14 protein-coding genes are annotated in these 21,154 nt (G+C 47.0%); 7 read left to right on the top strand and 7 right to left on the bottom strand.

The window, feature by feature from the left end; genetic code table 11:
- Nucleotides 1-17: 17 nt before the first annotated feature.
- On the bottom strand, nt 18-536 hold the full coding sequence (locus RID53_RS08670) for a phycocyanin subunit beta (RefSeq protein ID WP_006103271.1): 519 nt from the start codon (nt 534-536) through the stop codon (nt 18-20).
- 863 nt (nt 537-1,399) lie between these two features.
- Between RID53_RS08670 and RID53_RS08665 the strand changes: the two genes are divergently transcribed.
- The 5 genes from RID53_RS08665 (at nt 1,400) to RID53_RS08645 (ending at nt 4,732) form a co-directional block, all read left to right on the top strand.
- Nucleotides 1,400-1,531, top strand: coding sequence for a hypothetical protein (locus tag RID53_RS08665; RefSeq protein WP_269546324.1), 132 nt, complete (start codon nt 1,400-1,402; stop codon nt 1,529-1,531).
- Between the two features lie 126 nt (nt 1,532-1,657).
- Nucleotides 1,658-2,176 (top strand): phycocyanin subunit beta, encoded by a 519-nt coding sequence (locus RID53_RS08660; protein ID WP_446387727.1) that lies wholly within the window; start codon nt 1,658-1,660, stop codon nt 2,174-2,176.
- 78 nt (nt 2,177-2,254) lie between these two features.
- Nucleotides 2,255-2,743, top strand: coding sequence for a phycocyanin subunit alpha (locus tag RID53_RS08655; RefSeq protein ID WP_446387726.1), 489 nt, complete (start codon nt 2,255-2,257; stop codon nt 2,741-2,743).
- Between the two features lie 356 nt (nt 2,744-3,099).
- The gene (locus RID53_RS08650; RefSeq protein WP_446387725.1) at nt 3,100-3,882 is read left to right on the top strand and encodes a HEAT repeat domain-containing protein; all 783 of its coding nucleotides are present in this window, start codon (nt 3,100-3,102) and stop codon (nt 3,880-3,882) included.
- 241 nt (nt 3,883-4,123) lie between these two features.
- Nucleotides 4,124-4,732, top strand: a complete 609-nt coding sequence (locus tag RID53_RS08645; protein ID WP_446387724.1) for a HEAT repeat domain-containing protein — start codon at nt 4,124-4,126, stop codon at nt 4,730-4,732.
- A 37-nt stretch (nt 4,733-4,769) separates the two neighbouring features.
- On the opposite strand, the gene RID53_RS08640 is transcribed toward RID53_RS08645, so the two are convergent.
- The 5 genes from RID53_RS08640 to RID53_RS08620 form a co-directional block, all read right to left on the bottom strand.
- On the bottom strand, nt 4,770-11,186 hold the full coding sequence (locus RID53_RS08640; protein ID WP_446387723.1) for a DEAD/DEAH box helicase: 6,417 nt from the start codon (nt 11,184-11,186) through the stop codon (nt 4,770-4,772).
- A complete protein-coding gene (locus RID53_RS08635) occupies nt 11,183-12,094 on the bottom strand; it encodes a hypothetical protein (protein WP_446387722.1) in 912 nt (303 codons plus the stop codon). Before RID53_RS08635 ends, RID53_RS08640 begins: the two co-directional genes overlap by 4 nt.
- Nucleotides 12,094-16,332: a chromosome partitioning protein ParA gene (locus RID53_RS08630; RefSeq protein WP_446387721.1), complete on the bottom strand. Its 4,239-nt coding sequence runs from the start codon at nt 16,330-16,332 to the stop codon at nt 12,094-12,096. Before RID53_RS08630 ends, RID53_RS08635 begins: the two co-directional genes overlap by 1 nt.
- A gap of 406 nt (nt 16,333-16,738) precedes the next feature.
- Complete coding sequence (locus RID53_RS08625; protein WP_446387720.1) at nt 16,739-17,065, bottom strand: hypothetical protein; 327 nt, start codon at nt 17,063-17,065, stop codon at nt 16,739-16,741.
- 95 nt (nt 17,066-17,160) lie between these two features.
- Complete coding sequence (locus RID53_RS08620; RefSeq protein WP_446387719.1) at nt 17,161-18,120, bottom strand: orange carotenoid-binding protein; 960 nt, start codon at nt 18,118-18,120, stop codon at nt 17,161-17,163.
- A gap of 314 nt (nt 18,121-18,434) precedes the next feature.
- On the opposite strand from RID53_RS08620, the gene RID53_RS08615 reads away from it, so the two are divergent.
- The gene (locus tag RID53_RS08615) at nt 18,435-19,022 is read left to right on the top strand and encodes a hypothetical protein (RefSeq protein ID WP_446387718.1); all 588 of its coding nucleotides are present in this window, start codon (nt 18,435-18,437) and stop codon (nt 19,020-19,022) included.
- A 188-nt stretch (nt 19,023-19,210) separates the two neighbouring features.
- Entirely contained in the window at nt 19,211-19,960 is a 750-nt protein-coding gene (locus tag RID53_RS08610) for a phycobilisome rod-core linker polypeptide (RefSeq protein ID WP_446387717.1), read from the top strand.
- Between the two features lie 3 nt (nt 19,961-19,963).
- Here RID53_RS08610 and RID53_RS08605 read toward each other — a convergent pair whose 3' ends face one another.
- Nucleotides 19,964-20,956 (bottom strand): RluA family pseudouridine synthase, encoded by a 993-nt coding sequence (locus RID53_RS08605; RefSeq protein WP_446387716.1) that lies wholly within the window; start codon nt 20,954-20,956, stop codon nt 19,964-19,966.
- Between the last annotated feature and the right edge of the window lie 198 nt (nt 20,957-21,154).

Below are 21,154 nucleotides of genomic sequence, written 5' to 3'. Positions count from 1 at the left end.
CTTTGTTTTACCTTGTTTTAGGCAACCGCGTTGGCAGCCATGTCAAAGTAGCTACCGATTTCGGACATTAAAGCGCTGCAATCACCAGGAGTGATATTGTTACGGTCATTCGCCATTGCGATCGCGGCATCCTTCATTTTTTGCACGCCAGCAGCAACAGACGCTCCGGGTACACCCAGCGCTACATAAGTTTCACGCAAACCGTTTAGGCAGCGATCGTTCAGTACACTGGAATCTCCGGCAAAAATTGCGTAGGTAACATAGCGCAGGATGATTTCCATATCCCGCAAGCAAGCCGCCATCCGACGACTGGTGTAGGCGTTACCACCAGGAGCAATTAACTGAGGCTGTTCCGCAAACAAAGCACGAGCCGCGTCAGCAACGATTTTAGACGAGTTGCTGGTGATCCGGTTAACCGAATCCATCCGCTTGTTGCTTTCGGCAACCATTGCATTCAAAGCATCTATCTGAGAGCCGGTCAGCATTTCGCCTCGCGTATCAGCTTGGCTTACCACCTTGGTGAATGCATCAAACATGAACTCAAATCCTCCTTTGCTTGGTTGAGTCTAGGGTTTAAATCTAGACAGGTTAGGTCGAGACAGTGAAACCTTAACACCTCATCGGGTCTGTTCTCACAGATACCCATCACGTTCTAAGAAGGAAAACGTAAACGGAGCGTCAAGAAACCTGAGAAGATTTCCGGCTGATTATGAGAACCCCCCAAATAACGGTTATTTGGTGCTTTGGTTAACATTTACCTGTCATCTTTACCCTTCAGGTTACTTTTATACAATGATGTTGAGTTTTTATTTGTTACAAATTGTTAAGTTTTTAATCCTTGGCGGATCAAACTCGCCAATCCTGAGGATGCCAAAACTGCTCAAGCTAGCATTGCCAGAGGGTTACAGATTTCCGGTTGACGCCAAAACATCATTGCCGAGTTCTGTCTAGGGGTGGAGATCTTCATCCCCTTCTTCATCGCCTTGCTCAGAACTTTGGTAATAATTACTTAAGCAAATATACTTACTAAAGATTGCTGCCTGACTTTTGTGTAACCACAAAACAATTTGGTCTTAACGTCATAAATTCACGATAATCCCCAGCCCCTTAATCCCCTTGTCTATTAAGAAATATGACGTTAAGTGAGATGATGTGCCAGACGGGAATAGAAGGCTCAAGGCGTTGGTAAATTAGAGATTGCCCTTCGGTTTTCGGCGTCGTAGTCTTAACAAAAATAAACTTTAAATCGCTGAATACTTTTCAAAATGTAAACTTTTTAATCAAACGAACCATTCTTAGCCCTTTCTATGAGAAGGTTTGAGCAAAATTATGTACAATGACATGCAACTTAATATTTTTTAACGCTTAAAAATATTCAGCCTATTGTATAAAGAAACAGATGGATTATTTGGGGCAAAACCCAGCTTTCCCTGAAGTCGAGGATTTGCGGATTGTTGTGCAAGCGGTGAAACGGTTGCCAGAGTCACTCTCAAGGTGTCGTATTGGTCAAGTCAATAGTGCAGCCACTTGAGCAATTGAACCACGATGATCCGATAAATTTTCTCAGGGCTGGATTTAACCCAATGCCAGACTCCGGCGAATCTCGCCATCTCGATCAATCGTTCAAACAACGTTTAGCTAGGAGATATTAATTAAAATGCTTGATGCGTTTTCCAAAGTCGTAGAGCAAGCCGATAAAAGTGGAGCCTATCTGAGTGGCGATCAAATCAACGGGCTTTCAGCAATGGTGTCAGAAAGCAATAAGCGTTTAGATACGGTGAACCGTCTCACCAGTAACGCTTCCATGATCGTCGCCAATGCGTACCGAGAATTAGTGGCTGAACGTCCCCAAGTGTTCGCTCCCGGTGGTCCTTGTGACCATCACCGGAACCATGCCGCTTGTATCCGTGACATGGGCTTTATTCTCCGTTATGTCGCCTACTCTATGTTGGCAGGAGATGCCAGCGTGATGAATGACCGTTGTCTGAATGGTCTGAAGGAAACCTACCAAGCCCTAGGAACACCAGGAGATGCTGTAGCATCCGGGATTGGCAAGATGAAAGATGCCGCGATCGCCATTGCCAATGACCCCAATGGCATTACCCAAGGAGATTGCAGCGCTCTGATGTCTGAGTTAGCGAGCTATTTTGATACAGCAGCAGCAGCCGTTGCTTAAGGTCGAGTTTAAACGGCTTTTGGAAAATTAAATCTGACAACTTAACAAGGTCAATCATTTAGGAGAACAACAATACTCATGAAAACCCCAATTACCGAGGCGATTGCTGCCGCTGACGTGCGCGGTTCTTATCCGACTAATACTGAAATGCAAGCCATTTTTGGTCGTTTTAGTCGGGCGAAGGCGGGTCTGGATGCTGCCAAAGCGTTTAGCGATAATGGTGAGGCATGGTCTGAAGCCGCTGCTAATCATGTTTATAAGAAATTCCCCTACACCACTCAAATGGAAGGACCCCAATATGCCTCGACTCCAGAAGGCAAGTCCAAGTGTGTGCGGGATATTAACAACTACTTGCGTGTGATCAGCTACTGCTGCGTAGTCGGTGGAACGGGTCCACTGGATGAATATGTGATTGCTGGCGTTAAAGAATTCAACGCGGCTCTCGGTTTGTCATCCAGTTGGTACGTGGCGGCTCTCGAATTTGTCCGTGAAAATCATGGTTTATCGGGAGATGTTGCAGGTGAAGCGAACATTTACCTCAACTATGCCATCAATGCTTTGAGCTAGAAACCAGTACGGCTACCTGGGAAGTCATGCATTCAGTAGAGATGTTTGAGAACAGATCTACACAAACCACAATCGGGTTTGTAATAGTAGGCTCTCCTTGAGTTCCCTTGTACTAGCCTGTATCGGGTCTGGAGGATAGGCGATAAGCAGTTATTGTCTATCAATCAGACCCGAATCTTGTTTATAGTAGAAGGCGGCAAGGTAGAAGGCTGGTGGGTTTCGACTTCGCTCAACCCACCCTACGGTATATCAAAGGTTTTAGCGCTCCCTAAATGCCCGCTTTTGAGTGTCATTCGATTTAAAATATATATATAAATAAATAAAAAGCGATTTAGATCTCCAAATTTTTGTATATAATGACTACCGCTTCTCCCCCCCAACCCATAAGTTCGGCAGAAACGGCGATCGCAGCCTTAAACGGAGACGATAATCAGTTGCGCTATTATGCCGCGTGGTGGTTGGGTAAGAATAACGTACAGGACTCGTGGACGGTGCTATGTGAAGCTCTCCAAGATGAAGCCTATCGTACTCAAGCAGGTGGATATCCCTTGCGACGTCAGGCGGCGCGAGCATTGGGTGAGTTACAAAATCCCCAAGCTGTACCCGCGTTAATTGCTGCCTTAGATTGTCCGGATCTGAGCCTTCGAGAGGCAACGATTCAGGCTTTAGCCGCGATTGGCGATCACAGAGCTATCTCCCCCTTACTGAATCTGCTAAACGCTGAAGCCGAGCAACCCTATGAAGCTTTGATTGAAGCGTTAGGCACGTTAGAAGTTTGGCAAGCCCGTCCCCAGATTGAACCCTTTTTAACCCATCCGTCGGAACGGGTTCAATGTGCGGCGGCTCGGTATTTATATCTATTGACAAAAGAGCCGCAATATATTGAGCGGATTATCCAGAATTTGGATCATCCGAATATGTATTTGCGCTGGGCGGCGATGTTTGACCTAGGCGCGATCGGTCATTTAGCCGCAGCGCAGGCGATCATTGAGGCGAAGGTGCCGAATAGTTTAAAGCTGCTGAATATCAAGCGAATGTTAGAAGCCATTTTAGAAAGTGATCCAGAAGCCGAATCAAACCAGCCAGATAAATGTCAGTTTCTGATGGACACCATTGATCAGTTGTTAATTCAGCTATAGCAGGGGAGATGAGGGAGATGGGGGAGATGGGGGAGATGGGGAAGATGAGGGAAATTGTGTAGGGGCGGGTTTCACTACTATCTTTTGAAATGGTGCGTTACGCTACCCTACCCTACCCTTCGGGAACGCTTCGCGAACGGGAACGCTGCGCGAACGGGAACGCTTCGCGAACGCTAACGCACCCTACACCCGCCCCGACTTGACCAATGACCAATGACCAATGACCAATGACCAATGACCAATGACAAATAACAACGGACAAAAATTACAACAAGCGGTTACGCCTAACGAAGCCGTAGAAGCGATTCAGGCGTTAGTCGATCACCCGCAGCGTGCTAGCGATGATGTAATCACAGCCTTAATTGGGGCATTAAGTCATCATCATCCGGCTGTTCCAGCCGCCGCCGTAGATGGGTTAGTGAAATTGGGGTCAGCTAGCGTTAATCCTTTAATTGCCGCTTTTGAAGCCTCTGGTGACCAAGCGGTGCAAGCCCACATCATTCAGGCGTTAGCACGAATTGGTGATCCAAAAGCGCTAAGTTTGTTAGAGGACGTTATCGGCACATCCGTCGCCAATCACTGTCAAGGAAATGTTCGGCGCGTCGCGGCACGCGGCTTAGGACGGATTGGCAGTTTAGCCAAGGATACAGCCATTATTCGTCAAGCCATAGATAAATTAACCTGGGCATTACTGACACCAGAGGATTGGGCGTTGCGTTATGCTGCGATCGCGTCCTTACAAGATATTGCCCAACCAGAAGTTATACCTCCCTTACAGCAGGCGTTGACACAAGAGTCAGATCGGGTGGTACAAGCACGGCTCAATCGCGCGATCACCCAGTTAGTTTAGTTCAATATTACAGTGTTGATCGGGGACGTGAGAGGTTTTATTGTTGCCTGATGATGGCTATATAGGTGGGATGTTTGATACGATACGTTTCGCGATTTTCCACCTTTTCCAGAAAGTCAAGTCCTCGATCAAAAATAACCTTGTACTTCTGCTGATCATGTCCCTGGATTTCTAATTCTCGTGCATGGGGAAAGTCAGAGCGTCGATGGCGGGGTTGAACTGTAACTTTAGGTTGAATTTCTATCGCCTTCAGTCCAATCAGCGCTGCTTCTAATTCAGCTTTGAGTTCAGAAGCCGGTGGAGATTGTGACGTTTCCAACGTTAAAATCGTTACCTGAGAATTAGCCGAGAGTCCCTCCCCTTGCAAGAGTTCAGCCAGGAAGTTTGCCCTTTGACCATTCAAGTAGCGATCGCGATAGAATACCTGCTTCACCTGACTTGCCAAAATACCGTCTATTCCCAGTTTCTGTCGCAGTTGTGGCAAACTCAGTTCACCCCAGCTAGGTTCTGGGAAGACGACAATGGTATCTGGATCTGCCAATTCTGAAGCTGGGACAAGTCTAGCTTGCGATCGCAGCGTTTGTAATCGACTCTCGACTGTCTCGACGCCTTCAGCGCTTTGGGTTTGAAACCATTCTACTGTGTCCTGATCAGAGCGCTGGTGAAGTTTGAGTGCAATCCGATGCGGCTGCTGAGTGCTGAAACACAAAATCGGTAAAGCCTCGTAGGATGACTCGTACAGCTTGAGTAAACCTTGGTCTATCCACTGATACAAGCGCTTGCGTATAGCGCGATTTGCATCTGAATTCGGTTTTGGTAGTTGATTGACCACTAACTCTAAAGCTGTGCTACTGTCGTGCATGGAGTTGACAGCATCCGCTAACAATCCTAACCACGGCATCGGCGAACCCCGATCCAAACCTAACCCATCATTGAGCTGTGGTAGATAAAGCAGGCTAGCCGAACCAGCCATGCGGCAAAGACGGCGAAGACGATCAGCCATTTTGGTTAAGCTGATGCGACTGGCATGGGGGGCAAAAACCTGAAGTTCCTGATCAGGTTTCACTTGCTCGACTAAAGGCTTGAGAAAGTCTGCCACAATATGACGGTTCAACTCAGCGTGAAACATTTGGTTGGAATAAGTCCTGAGACAGTCATAACAGCTACTGTCACAGCTACAAGACTCAACCAGTTCATCGGCTTTTTGCAGCATATCCTGAAACTCTTGTGCAATCCGCTTACTATATCCGGCTCCCCCTGGAACATTATCATAGATAACAATCTCAGCCAAACCGCTCCCTCCTTCTGTTGGCTTGAAGAGTCCGTCAAGCTCACTACGCGGAACATCAATGACTTGGGCAGCAGCAGCCAGAAGCGCATAAGTCAGTGAATGCCAAAAGCCTATGCCTGTAACAGTCTCAGTGGAATTTTCTGCGATGGATGATGAAATAACGCGACTGTCACCAAAATGAATGACGGGTTCATATAGTAAACGGTTACCAATCAGAGCAGGAGCAAAGCGAATTTTGAGCAAATCACTGCGAAATTCATGACCTAAATGCAGTAAACTGTAGGACTTACCCGAACAAGGTTTTCCAGTAATGGGATGGCTATGAGGGATTTGAGAGGATGAAGTGCTGGTTGTTTTCGATTGGCGACGACTCTTCTTACTGGTAGCTGAACGCTGACGCTCTTGTAATTGAGTACTCAGGTCGCAACCGCAGCTTTTACAAATAGCAAATCCTCGGTTCTTAAAACCACGTCCGTTCACTAAAGGACCTTGGTTAGCTAGGAAGAATAGCCCTCCTTGACTGAAAGTGAGTTGATACCAATGAGGTTGCCCAAGCGATTCTGGATTATCTCCCTCCTGAGCCAAGAAAACCTGTGAAGTTGGTTGACGCAACGGTTTAGTATAGGGCGTAACTTTTGGTTGTTGGCTCCAATCTGTTGTGAACGTTTTGGGTACTACGTACTCTCTCATTTTCTGTTCTGAGGGAGTCTGGGGTGAGGACTTACATTCTGGACATTCGGTAAAGGGTTCTTTTTCCTGTTTTGACTTATCGAAATAATTACAGTTTTGGCAAACCCAGTAATACTGGTGTTCTAGATTTTCCGGTCTAAGCACACCAATACTATGGTGAACTCGGTCATCGACGACAACATCTTGACCTGGGGCATATTCGCCCAACGCCAAACGACGATCGCGTTCTAGTCGGTGTCTGCCTTGAGAGGATTTGTACTTGTTACTCTGACCTGTGAGTAAGCGTACCACATCAATCGGGAAGCCGTAGATGGGAAGGATGCTAGCTTGAGCCAGTTCATCGTGAAGCCGACGTTTGGCAACTTTCTCGAGTTCTTCTTCGATCCGATCTCGCTTATACTCCATTTCCCGACGCAGTTTTCGATCTTTAGTCGCACGGATATCGGTGTCTAGTTCTGCCAAAACTTCTGCGAGTTGATTCCAATCCTGTAGCTGACTCTGCTCAAAGTCACTTAAATCCTTGCCAAATTTCGCCAAAATTTCGGGTGCGGCTTGGTGATTACCTAGATGCTGCAACCACTGTCCCGTTAGTTCCTGAGCGGTTTGGGAATTTAACCATTCTCGTAGTTCAATAATCAGTGCATTCGGGGGGAGATTAGAGTCTTGAACTGGGGTAAAATCCTCACAGGAAAAACCCAGGAATTCCGCCATCTGGATGTTTTCTGCCCCTGTTCCCCGTCGCTCTCGCAGAAATGTTGCTAATAATTCGGCTCGTATGTGACGTTGTTGGATGTGAAAATTTTGGGGATTGAGCTTGGGGATCTGATTTTTGCCAGCAATGAGTTGGGTGGGTTGGTCAAAGTAGAAGCGGTCATGGGGGCGACGCTGTCCGTACATTAAAGTGACAGCAACCCCATCAGTGCGTCGTCCAGCTCGTCCCACCCGTTGCTGATAATTGCTAACATGGGGCGGGAAATTGCGTAGAGCGACGGCTTGTAGTTCGCCAATATCCACCCCCATCTCCAGAGTGGTCGAACTACTCAACAGATTAATTTTGCCTTGGCGGAAGCGATTTTCTCGTTTTTCCAGTTCGACGACACTAAGTTGAGCGGTGTGTTCTTGCGATCGCAGGGGTGTGATGGATCGCTGCCGAATTAAGTAGCGATAGTGATCCGCTTCTTGTTGAGGATTTGGCTTTGGGTCAATGATTAGCGGTTGCAGTGAACCCTCGCATCTGTAGGCAGGGCAATGCTTAAACCCTAGTTTTGTTGTCTCGAAAATTTCCCCTAAATCTGGAATGTGAAAACGCTGTTGGCAACTACGGCATTGATACCAATGGCGGTCAGTGGCGACGATATTCAGGAGTTCCCAGTTCAGTTGATGTCCTCCTTTAGCACACTTAGTCAGCCAGCCACTACTGACAAGCTGTTGATACAGCCAAGTCATGTCTTCGCGACGTATAGACTCACCCAAAATCTGCCGATAGTAAGTAACCAGATGGTTTTGGCGCTTGGTGGGTTCTCCCGTTTTGTCATTGGTGCGCCACAGAAAAGACACGACATCCTTTTCACCCTTGTCTTTTTGTAGCTTTAACCGAGTACGTGATCGCCCTTGAGCATCTAATGCTCCCGGTCGCACGTCTTCTACACCCCCTGTTTCTGGGAAGTAATCAGACGCTCCTTGCAGGTCAATAATACCTGCTTGACGCATAATATTAGTTAAGCCTCGTAAGCATATTTTGGCTTCCAGAGGAGAAATTTGAAATCGCTGGGCTACGGCTTCAGGTAAACGTCGATCTTGAATGTCGATGTGACACGAGAGTAGTCCTAAAGCCTCCAGAGAAAAACGACGAGCCGAAGGCAGACCAAATTCTCGCAGCAACAGCTCCTTGGCTCGTTTCTGAGCGCGATCGCGGCAGTCTCTGGGGTTCTTGCTGCGATTTTCCTCAATCAGTTCATCGGGGTCATTGGCGACGTAGCTGAGGTGGTGTAGTTCTGAGCGACGATCAGGATGAGGCAGAGAAATGTCCAAAAACTTTCTAGTTAACTGGTCTTCAACTTGCTTAACAGATGCCGTGTTGGTTTCATCCTTAACATCTTGGAATGCTTGCCACACCATCTGACGGTATAGTGTCTCTGTATGGGTTCGTTGAAAGTCAGAAGCAAAGAAAGCGGCATCCTGACGACCATCTGAGAAGGTCAGTAACTTGCGTTTAGTCGGTTGTTCTGAACGCCAGTTGGGTTCTGAATCCGGCAGTAACTCGAACAAGCTATCAAGCATGACCTCCAATGGGGCATCCGTATAGGAAACAAAGCGTCCCAACGATGGAGATTTGCTATCTCTGGCACCACAAGCAGGACATCGTGATAAATATCCTCCAGCCCAAGATGGCGGGATATCTGCTTTTTTCGTCTGGGAAGGAACGGGCGGGATATGCCATTTGAGAGCAACTTCGCCTTTTGATGTCGTAGCCGTTACGGCTTCTGGCATAGCTATACCTTCCCACCCTGATCGATCCGTTTTGTGACGAATCATGAAAGTTCCTTCAAGTTGAGCAAACGTATCATCGTCTTCGGGAACTTCGATGGCTTCATCTTCAGTTACGCTGTCTAATGCTCCCACGGTTAAGGTATAGACTTGTTTACTGTTGGTAATTGCTTCTAAAGAACGGGGAAGGGGTTGTAATAGACCTACTCCTCGACTCTTGGGAGCTAGACAGGCAAGGCTATAAGCTTGTCCGCACTTACGACAACTTGCCAGTTCCAATACTGGAGATTGACAGGTTTCGTGTTCGCAAGTACTTTTCTCACTCAGGTATAGTTGTCCATAACGATGGGGACGTCCTGCATAGTTGGGGTGGCGTACAGCTCCTGGACACTGAGGATTGGTGCAAGCATAAAGCCCTTCAATACTGCGAAACAGCAAGTGCAATCTAACCGGAAGTAGGGGTAAATCATCAAGATGTTGGCGGGCTAGGGTTCCTAGCTGCACCAAATAAGCTAATGCCCGTTCTAGCGGTTGTTCTACTCCAGGGTCAAGACTACCATCCAAGGTTTTTGGCAGTTCTATTCCCCACAGTTGCTCAGAACGAGCGATTACGTGCCACGGTTGGGGTTTCTGACGCAGACTATTAATCAGTCGATGAAATAGGGGATGTTGCTTAAGCGCTTCCCAGAGAAAGGCACGAACTTGATTTTCGGGTTGTTCGATATCTGCAACTTTATTTCCAGCCCTCTGTAATTGCTCAACTGGAACAAAATAACTTAATTCATTCCACCATTCCTCTATAGGAGCATTCAGTGAGGGGAGTTTTAAGGCTTGAATATATTCCCACAGGGGTTCTCCTTGTAATTCATCCGGTAGAGGATAAGGATGTCCGAGACGCTGAGTTGCCTCAACGCGATCGCCCCGCACTACGACTGGATTAAAGGATTCGCCAAATAATTCTTCGGCAAACTTGATAACGGCGGAATCGACGGATTTGTCTCCTAAACTGGCACTCGTGGCAATACAGCGAAGTTTACCCTTGGTTTCGATGCCGACTGCTGCCTTAAGTCGTTTAAGCAGCATCGAAACTTCTGTTCCCGTAGAGCCATCGTAGGTATGAGCTTCGTCCACCACTAGAAGTTGGAATCTATCTCTGGATGCTTCAAAAATACAGGTTCGCTCTTTCGGGCGAATCAACATATGTTCTAGCATTGAGTAGTTGGTTAGCAGAATTTGGGGTGGGTTTTCCCAAATTTCTTCCCTAGAAATAGCTTGAATGTCTTGGATTTTTCGGATGGCTTCTTGAACTAAAGATTCCGGTCGGTTAAAATCAGGCGATTGTAGATCCTCGGCTGTAAATAGTTTCCGCAGTTCCTGGGGATCGTAGGCTTCAAGCTCCTCTTTTAAGGCTTGCCGTGCCTTCTGAGGATCACGTTCAGTTCGACTTGTATAGAAGCCAAAGCGAATCAGAGGCTGCTGTTGTTGACAAAGCAACTGTCGCAAACGCTTAACTTGGTCATTGACCAGAGCATTCATGGGATACAGGATCAGAACTCGCACCCCTGGATTAGACCTGAGCGAGGTGGCTCCTTCCTGAAGCAGTCGATTCATTATCGGGATGAGAAAACATTCTGTTTTACCCGATCCTGTTCCCGTCGCAACGACGATATTTTGCTGTTGCTCAACTACCGCTCTCACCGCCTGCTCTTGATGTTTGTAGAGCGGACGTTGAGCTGGTGTAAACAAGTGTTTCACATCTGGATGTAGGACACCCAGTTTGACTAATTCTGAAACGCTTTTGGTCGTTTGATAGGGCTGCGAACCTTCTAAGTAGGGATACTGCCAAATAGTTCCGGGTTGTTTAAGCTGCTCTTCGAGTCCGTAACGCAGATGCGGGTCTCGCAGGGGATAAGCAGTGAGCAAGTAACGAATGAAGTCTTGGCGGGGCTGTTCCACCGCAGCAATGGGGTCAAGGTAATGACTCATACCAAAATACATCCCAAGCGTTCAAAGGCTTTCTTGACCAGGGGGTAGTTCGTTGATTGAAACGATCGAGTTCTATACCGTTGGGTATCCGGTTCCGAAAGACACCAGAGCCATCGAGCATAAGTCCCTGGTAGAATCACGCCAGCCAGATTGAGTCTCCCCTGAGGTTCATCCCATTGAATTTTCAGGGGACATCCCGCCTCCCTGTCTTGGTAGAACATCGCCAAGATAGCTACATCCGGTTCTAACTCATAGAAAGCGCGATCGGCAAACCAGAGATAGTCTCCTGTGGGAAGCTGTAGCAAGGTCTGATCGGACAATTTCTGGTAACTTGCGGGTAGCCAACGCTCTTTCTGAGACCTGTCGGGTTGAGGGACATAGTGGCAAATCATCCCGCCGTCAGTAAAGGGGTTGACGAACCAGGGAGAGCGCAAAACCGCTGGCGAGGGCGGGCGAGGTAAGGGTAATTGTTCAATGCTATCAGCAACCGTTAATAAGCGAATCCCAACTTGCTGTAGGCGGTTGCGAATGCGGTTAAAGCCATGTACCTTCGGGCGAATGCGTAATTCATCTTCCCGTTGCTCGGTTTTCAGGGCTTGGTGAGCCAACGCTAGATAAGCGCGATCGCCTCGAAAGAGCAACCCATTCACATTATCTCGCGCCAAAGCTAAGACCGTGGGAGGAGCCATACTGTAACGATTTCTGCTCCCAGCTAAGACCTCACCTTGGGCTTGTAACTCCCTCAACTCCTCCTGAATCTTCTGGGTTAACCCCTCTGACGACTGGTTCGGGGAGAGACGCGATCGCAACAGGGACACAAGCTGCTGTTTGGTTAACGTTGTCGGTATGGTTGGATTACCCGGTTTTCGGTGATTACTCAGCAATCGGGTAATCGGATCAAAATCCATTATCTGGCTCCCAACATACGATTGACATGGGCGGAGGGTAAGGGTTTCGGTTCGATTCGCTGACAGGATTCAATGCTTTGAATAGGGGTTCGTACTGCTTTGAAATTAGCCAAATTTAGTAAAACGATATCTTCGTACACGGAATCATCAGGGGTTTCCACGGCTAAAATCAGGTCTTGCAGTTTATTTTGTTCAATCACCGCATTCAGACATCTCAAAAATAAATCACGTTTCTTGTGGCGAACATTAACCAAGTACCACGTTCCGCTAACAGGCGGCGGTGCTGACGGCTTCGGTTCTACAGGCGGCGGTGAGTCGGGCGGCTGGATAGGTTGTACTGGTGGTAATTCCAAAACGTTTAACAGTCCTTTAAGCTTGCTAACTAAGGCATCGGGATTTAACCATTCAGGGAAATTATAGCGGTGTTCTTCTAAGCTAGCAATTCCGGCTTGTATCTGCTGGATATCGAAATCTGGATTCAGTTTTTTGACCGCCTCGATAAAGTTTGGCGTCGGTTCCTGATCCAGAATCGTATAGCAGTAATTTTCCATCGCCTCATTCTCATTCGTGTCTTCCGGTAGATCGTATTGATTGCTTCCACACCACCATCCCAGAGTCTGGGGTAACTGCTGAGAACTCAAAAGCTGAATATAATAAATTCCTGTTGGTAGTTCTAACGGAACTTTAATTATTCCTGTCGGTTCGGTTCCTAAAGGAATTTTAATTTCTCTCGGCTTTGTGTCAGGTAAGAGTAAATTCCAACACGACAAGGTATACAAATCCCCTGAGCGCAATCCCGAAAGTTGAATCCCTTGATTCCCCCACGTCCAACTCACCTCTTGCTGGGAGCTATCCATTTCCAGCAATCGCTGCGGTTCTAACCCCAATCGTTGATAGTCCAGCGCATACCAGTTCGATTCGGGGAGTAATTCATGTAAAGTGGGCAAATCAATGGTTAAAGAGCCTGACGCATCGGCTTGTAAATGATAGGGAATTTTATCCTCTCGATTAGACAGAAATAAAACAACCTCCTCTAACGTCCATAACCCCTCAATTGTAATTGTTTCCGCCCAAAACTTTTCTGGTGCATCATGCTTAATCGGCAAATCCGTTTCAGTCAACCCAGAACGACTGCGAATCTTGAGTTTATTCAACTCAGGAACCTGATCTACCTGATAATTCGATTGCACCTCAAACCGATAGAACCAGCGTTGAGTCTCAAACCAGAAACTAGCTTCGTAGCTACCTGGTTCAGTAATCCACTGGTTTAGAGGAATAGCCACCCAGCGATTATTAGGATACAGAGTTTCAATGGTTCGCGCAATAATAAATTTCTCTGTAATATTTTCGATTAGCACATTGAGAGTTAGGGGTTGCTCCAGAGGAGGATACCAAAACGTAGGTACTTCTATATAAATCGCCTTTTTCCCTTTCAACTTTAGCCCTCGCAAGACGGGCTTTTCCGCTTTCGCTAACCTCCAGCGAATCAGTTGGGATTGCTCCGTTTCCGCTACCGTTAATACAATAGACGATTCCGGGGCGGTTAGCGCAATTTGTTGACCTCGCCAGCCACGAATACTCGAGGGAATACAGCTATCTAAAACCTCAATTCCATGGGCAAATTGGAGTGATAACTCTTTTGGAGTGAAGCAGATAATCTCTTCGACACCAATAATCGTCGGATTAGGCAGATTTAACGGCAGATGATCGCCTGTCACGGCATCAAATACCAGACAGGGGAAGTCACGGGTAATCCCAGCATAATGCCATTTGAGCAAGGATTTTCGATTGTGGTCTAATAGTTGACAACTCCAATCTTCCGATGCTTGATTGACATCAATTGCCAGTTCGGGAATCTCTAAATCTCCAACTCTGGGAATCGTGTCCTCCCAATTCGCTTCCGGAATTTGACAGTAAGTGTCCCGCAGATCTCGCCATTCTGGTTTCCATAAGGTTTGCTCCGGGAGTATCAGTTGCGTGTTTCCCGTATCAATAACATCTAAACTAAGAACTAGGGGCTGACTACGCCGACGTACCAAACTTCGACTCTGACCCGAACCCGTTTTTGGGGTTAAGACTTGAATCAGAGCGTTCCAATTTCGCAGGAAGAAATTATGGGGTAAGTAATAACTCCCTAACAGATCTTCTCGCTGATGTTCATTCTGCAAAGCCGAGGGAGAAACACCTTGACGTTCTAGTTCTTGGGCAACAATTGCGATACCTTGAAGGAGTTGTCCGGAGATAGGTTCAGTCTCTCCATTCTCAGAATAGCTAGCGTTGAGGAAGTTGATCAATGTACCCCATTGCGGATGGTTTTCCTGGCAAAAATTGAGTAGCGCTGGGGACAGATCTGCCGCTGGGGTGTGAGCCAGTTCCCACCAACCATAATCGTCAGCAATTTCCTGAACCAGTTGGGCAAAGTGACCCAAGTTTTGTTCAGGAACGCCACTTTGTAACCATAAGGTGGAAACATATTTGTATCCGCCAGTCGCCCGGACTAAACCGAGTAAATTAATCCCTTCATCGACAACTTGACGCAGGGTATTTTCTACCCCTTGATTGTGATGAATTTCTAACCGCTCACAGAAGCCTTGCCAAAACCGTTCGCTGGAATAGTAATAGGCATATTCGGAGAGAGCAAAGGTGAGAACTTTGAGCCAATTTTGCTCCAACTCGTAAAATTCGTCATGCAGCGAATTGTAAGTTACTCGGTCAAGTTGCCGCAAGTTTTGACCCACGATATCGAGCAATTGATCGCTAGCCGTGCGTTCGATGCGAATGCTACCCATAAATCTCTGTCCAGTCGGGCGATCGCGATGAGACCAATGCGGTAATATTTGCTCTTCCCAGAGGTGTTTTGTGTATTTAGCATTCATGAAATCAACGTCAATATCCGTTATTTGCCCCTGGGATGTTCGGCTTGATATAGAGGGTGACGCGGTTGATTTTTGTGCTTTTTTAGGGATATCAACAGAGATAGGTTTGTCTGGATTTGGCTGCGGGGGAATCTCAAGTTGTCGCCGTTGTTCGGTTAACTGCTCTTTTTGTGACGCCAGTGCTGCTAATTCTTGAGTCAGTTGCGCTTTAATCTGCTGTTGACTAGAGATTTCCGTTTGTAAGGCATTCAGGCTATTTTCTGCATCCTGTTGCTGATCAATAACGGTTGTCAAAGACTGATTGAGCTGAGTTCGTTCCTGCTCTAACGTATCAATTTGGCTCTCTAAATTCGAGATGTAGATTTCTAACTGATGTCTCTGCTGTTCCAGATCTGCCAACTCTTGACTCAGTTGTGACGTTTGAGTTTCTTGTGCCGCAATTTGGTCTTGGAGTTGATTGAGTTGTATCTGGTATAAATTGAGATTTTCTTGGGCTTGTTGTTCTTGAGCAGCAATTCTCGCCAGGGATTGATTTAAATCGGTTTCCTGGTGTTGAAGCTTGCCAATTTGATGATGCAGGCGTTGTCTTTCTTGCTCAAGGTGTTGGTTTTGAGCTGTCAACTCCGCCTGTTCTTGGAGTTGAATCTCTTGGGCGGCGATTTGGTCTTGGAGTTGAGCTAACGTTGACGTTAATTGATGCTGCTGTTGCTCCAATTCCCGCCGTTCTTGCTCAATATCTGCCTGTCGTTTGGCTTCCTCAGCCACCTGAGTTTGCAATTGATTAAATTCATCATTTAGAGAGGCGATATTCGCTTCTACACGCTGTTTTTCAGCCGCAATTGCGCTGAGGGAATAATTCAGTGTCGTTTCTTGATCCTGTCGCGCTTGGAGTTGGGTGTGAAGTTGCGCCGAGTCTTGTTCGAGTTCCTGTTTTTGACGTGTCAGACTTGCGATCGCTCGCTCTAACTCTTGTTTGTGGCGTTGCTGAGTTGCCACTTGGGTTTGTAGCTGCTCTAATTCAGTTTGCCCAGTATTGAGACTGGCGTCTACCTGTTGTTTTTCTGTGGTTGCAGTAGCGATAGACTGATCAAGGGTTTGAGTTTGATTCTGTAGCTGAGATAAAGATTGATTAAGCTGGTGTTCGCGTTGTTCAAGTTCCGCAACTTGTGCTTGCAGCCCAGATAAAGTATCACAAACCTGTCGCTTACGTCGATATTCAACAACAGCAACTCCCGTAGCCGTAGCTGGGAGTGTAATCAGTCCCGTTAACGCGGCGCGTTTGATATCTCTTTCGACTGAAAAACTCAGCCCAAAACCCACCCCAAAGCTAAGCGCACCCAGAATTAACCCGTTTTTATTCATGCAGATCGTAACTCCCTCGCGGTGATCAGGGAACAGGAACGAATCGTCCTTAGATTCGATTTTAATCATTCCCCTATTCGTTGTCTATCGCTATAGCTAGCAAATTTTTATTTATCCTGGTGATTGTCTCTTCGAGGCTAACCGAACGGGTGCGGTATCGGACAGGGTAGAATCGCGGATTCTCAATCAGCACAATAGCTGAGGTGATCAGGTTGTGGAAATGCTAAATGCGATCGCGTCACGCTAAACTGTCAAGCCTGAAGGGGCGGGTAGCTACTTGAGATATCGTTAGGGTGTGGGGTGTAGGAAACAATTGAATCCCTGTGTTAATTCTTTTAATCAGGAACAGGGAATAGGGAACAAATGACAAATGACAAATAACAAGGTTCAGCCCAACCAAATAACGTTACATCCGAGCTAAGGCAGTTATTTTAGCCAGTTTACTCTGATCTAAACCGCTCAAATCTTCCAGCTTTAGCCACTCTTCTTTGACTAACCGAGCGAAAAGAAACAAGAGAGCAGAATAGTCATAGTCGTACTTGCCATCAATATCGTATCGCCTTGCACTCAAAAAATCGTGCAGACGCCAAACCGCATCAAGTTCAGTAATTCCACTGGCGTATTCCCGCACCTGTGTAATCAAAGCATTCGTTTCTCGTTGATAGGCTTTCTCAAAAGCATCTTTGGCAATTTGCTGCTCCACTTCAGACCAAATAGTTTCGTTTACTTGCATTATTCAGTACACTGAACACTCCCAACCCGGAGGAGTAGGGAGTGTTCACTCGATCATTTACAACATGTTACATTTTACTCCTACTCAGGATGGCTTTAGCGAGCCAAGTTGAGTAACTCTTTCGGCGAGGCTAATAAATCAATTGCCACAAAGTAGATTTTGTTCTCAGGATTGATCAAGAATCGCCACGCCATATTCATTCCTACTCCAGCACCGAACCAAGGCGTTTGCACTTTCCCTGTGACTTTGATCTGAGTATACCCCTCTTCTGCCGGTTCAGAAACACCTCGTTCTGGCAACAGTTTCAGATTTTGGCATTCTTCCCGGAAAAAGCGGTAGACAGCATCTTTACCAATGATCGGTCGTTGGAACGGAGGTTGCAGCGCTCCATCCTCAGTGAACAGTTTGATCAGGGCGTCGAAGTCATTAGCATTCATGTAATTCATGTAGCTTAACACCGTCTGGTTGCTAACCCCTTCAATCGTCACCGACGTCCGTTGAGACATGTCCTTAGGCGGAACAATCGGCTCAGTCACCTTGTTGTAGCTATCCAGTTTACTCGGATCAAACCCCATATCCACAACCGCATTCCGCAGCACCGTAATTTGCTGTCCCGGATCGAGGTTGCGAATGGCTTGTAGCACGGCAGATGCGTTGGCGGATAAGCGATAGCCTTCTGGAATGGGCGCGACTGTTCCCTGTTCCATCCATTGTCCGAGCTGATACCAAAAGCCCAGCTTGATATTGGGTGTCCAACTGGCATAAGTGCGGCTAATCGGCTTATCGGCACGGTTTGCCAAGTCACACATGACTTGGGTTTGTTCCTGGAAGGACATTTGCTTGATTTGATTCAAGGTTGCTTCTGCCAACACCATACTGGCAGCTCCTGGCGCAGCAATGGTAATGGTTTTGCCCATTTCCAGGTAAGCAAACCAGATCAATGCCAATTGATCTTCAGCGCTGAGTTGACTGAAACGGGCAATCGTGGCTGGTACAGCATCAGCCGTTAGGGTTTCTGGAAAGATACTACGAGCTGAATCAATGGTAAAAGGCATTCAGGATCTCCTGTTTAGGTAATTATCGAAGAATACTACGTCGGTACTTGCCATGAGCCGTTTTGGACTCTCTGGAGGCAGGCAGAAAATCTATTTACTACAAACAATATTAACAAATCGTGAATAAATGTAAAGATATCTTTTGAGTTTTTGTATCTTTTTTGGCAGTTTTTTTTTAGCAACTAATGCTTATGATTTCCATCAGACTTATCTATCATTCTTGGGAAACTTGTCAAACTGTCTCCATGGAGGTAAGCCTGATGAGGCTTGGTTTCAGCTTGCTTGTTACCCCGTAAGCCGTTAGAATTTATGAAATGTTTGAGCAGCAAGACAAATTGAGTCCGTATTGGGTGGAGAAATCCCAAAGCATTAACGAACCGTTGGTACGTGGCTATGAGTATCTAGAGGCTGTACGTCAGCTAGCACTAGAGCCACGTATGGTGGATATCAGTGATAATCCTCGGGTACGCGATCGCATCTGTACCTGGATTGGCTACAACATTGATACCGTTAACGCTGAACTCAATTCTTGTCTCAATGCCTGTCATGATTGTTTTCATCCAGAATTGCGTCGTCCGATCCAGATAGGGGCAGCGCCATTAGCCCAGGAGTATGGGATTGATGGCTTTTGTAACATTCTCCTCAATCCAGTTACCATCCTCGTTGATGTGGGACGAACAGCACCGCCAGATTGGTTAGGTATCGTTGTGCATGAATATGCCCATGCTCATTTAGGATCTCCCGGTCATGATCGGCGGTTTTTTGAAGTTTTGTCTCATCTTTGCTTAGGACTCGGATTACAACCTCCAGTCTGGCAACCTGATTTAGAACACTATTTGCGAAACTGGCCCCACTGTCGTTCCCTGGCAAATCCCTTGGCGTTCTGGATGGGTTACTTTTAGCAGGAAGGTGACGGGAAGATGGGGGACACCTCGACTTCGCTCGGTGTGTCAGATGGGGAAGCAAAGGACGAATGACCAATGACCAATGACTAATGACCAATGACTAATTTTGTAAGAAGGTTACATAATCTGTTATATAGTTGAAAGTTAAGGTTTGTAAGATTTTCTAAGATTACGGAGATTTAAACGTGGCGCTACCTTTATTAGGCTACACTCCGGTAAGTCAGAATCAGCGTGTCGCTGGTTATGAAGTACCGGGAGATGAGCAACCGAGGATTTATACAACTGAGAACATCCTGTTCGGCACAGACCTGGATGAATTGATCGAAGCGGCATACCGTCAGATCTTCTTCTATGCCTTTGCTTGGGATCGGGAACCGTTCTTGGAATCCCAACTCCGCAATGGTCAACTGACAGTGCGGGATTTTATTCGTGGATTGCTGCTGTCGAAAACCTTCTACAACAGTTTCTACGAGAAAAACAGCAACTATCGCTTTGTTGAACAATGCGTGCAACGGGTATTGGGGCGCGATGTTTACAACGAACGCGAAAAAATTGCTTGGTCTATTGTCGTGGCGACGAAGGGGATCAAGGGCTTCGTTGATCAACTACTCAACAGCGAAGAGTACCTGACCAACTTCGGCTATGATACCGTTCCCTATCAACGGCGTCGTGTATTGCCGGGTCGTCGTCAAGGTGAAAGACCCTTTAACATTAAATCACCCCGCTACGACGGTTACTACCGCGCCAAACTGGGCTTCCCCCAAATTGTTTGGCAGAACGAGGTACGCCGTTTTGTCCCGCAAGACAAGCAGCCTAAAGCGGGTGATCCCACAAACTTTCTGGATATGGCACGGGGAGTTAATGCCCGACCCAATCCGCTTCCCCGCGTATCTGCCCAGAATATCGATTACATGTCCCGTGTACCACGTAAGTAAGGGTTAGGTACTAACGGATGAAGCACGCCGCCGCAGTACGGTTAGGAGTGTGCTAAAGGCTGGGGGGAGTGGGGCAATAACCTCAATCCAGTCCCCAGATTTATTGTCCGTCCTCTGGTCTCCTTGGTTAGGAGAGAGGGGACGGGCAATTGTATTGGGATGCTGTAATCGTAGTCGCCATGCATGAAGGGCTTGTCCAGGGAGATTGACGCCGATATCTCGACCTTTACTATACACGGGATCACCGACAATGGGATGTCCGATATGGGCGGTGTGGACGCGAATTTGATGGGTGCGTCCGGTTTCTAGTTGGAAGTGGATTAGGGTATAGTTACCGAGGCGTTCTTTAATCTGCCAATGAGTAATTGCAGGACGTCCGCCTTTTTCCACAGGAACAACTGCCATTTTTTTGCGATCGCTTGGATGGCGTCCGATGGGTAAGTTAATTGTACCTGTCTCGGTGGCGGGAGAACCATAGACGACGCCAAGATAGTCTCGACGGGCGGTTTTGGCTTTGAGTTGGGCTTGTAGGTGATGGTGGGCGTGGTCTGTTTTGGCGATCGCGATCGCACCCGTGGTATCTTTGTCTAGACGGTGGACGATACCGGGACGTTGAACACCACCAATCCCGGCTAGGTTGGGGCAATGGGCAAGTAGAGCATTGACAAGTGTGCCGTTTTCGTGTCCAGGGGCGGGATGCACGACTAAGTTGGCGGGTTTGTTGACAATCAGAATTTGGTCATCTTCATAGAGGATATCCAGGGGAATCGCTTCCGGTTTTAGGTCTAAGGGTTTGGCGTCGGGGATAGTTAGGTGGATAGAGTCTCCGGGTTGAATGGTGGCTTTTTTGGAGGTGCAGAGGTTATGGTTAAGCTGCACATTGCCCTGTTCAATCAATTTTTGGATACGAGATCGCGACAAATCTGGTAATTGTTGGGCAAGATAGCGATCAAGTCTATCACTGTTTTCTTGGTTGTATAAATTAATTTCTTTCACGCTTGTTTGACTTAGTTGTGTCCTATAGACCCAGATAAACCTTAACCTGTAGGGTGGTTGGACTTTGGACAAAAATAACATATTATGCGTATTATTTACGCAAATAAAACAAGAGACAATAGCTCCTCTAGCTCAGCTCGAAGAAAAGCTCAGAAATACCGGATTTAGAAGGTTACAGACTAAAGCTTAGGAGGCTTT

Origin of the sequence: Coleofasciculus sp. B1-GNL1-01, from assembly GCF_040220235.1 — a bacterium.
In the GTDB taxonomy this organism is placed as follows: Bacteria; Cyanobacteriota; Cyanobacteriia; order Cyanobacteriales; family Coleofasciculaceae; genus Coleofasciculus.
Note: the sequence above shows the minus strand (reverse complement) of the source record. Positions and strands in the feature narration are given on the sequence as shown.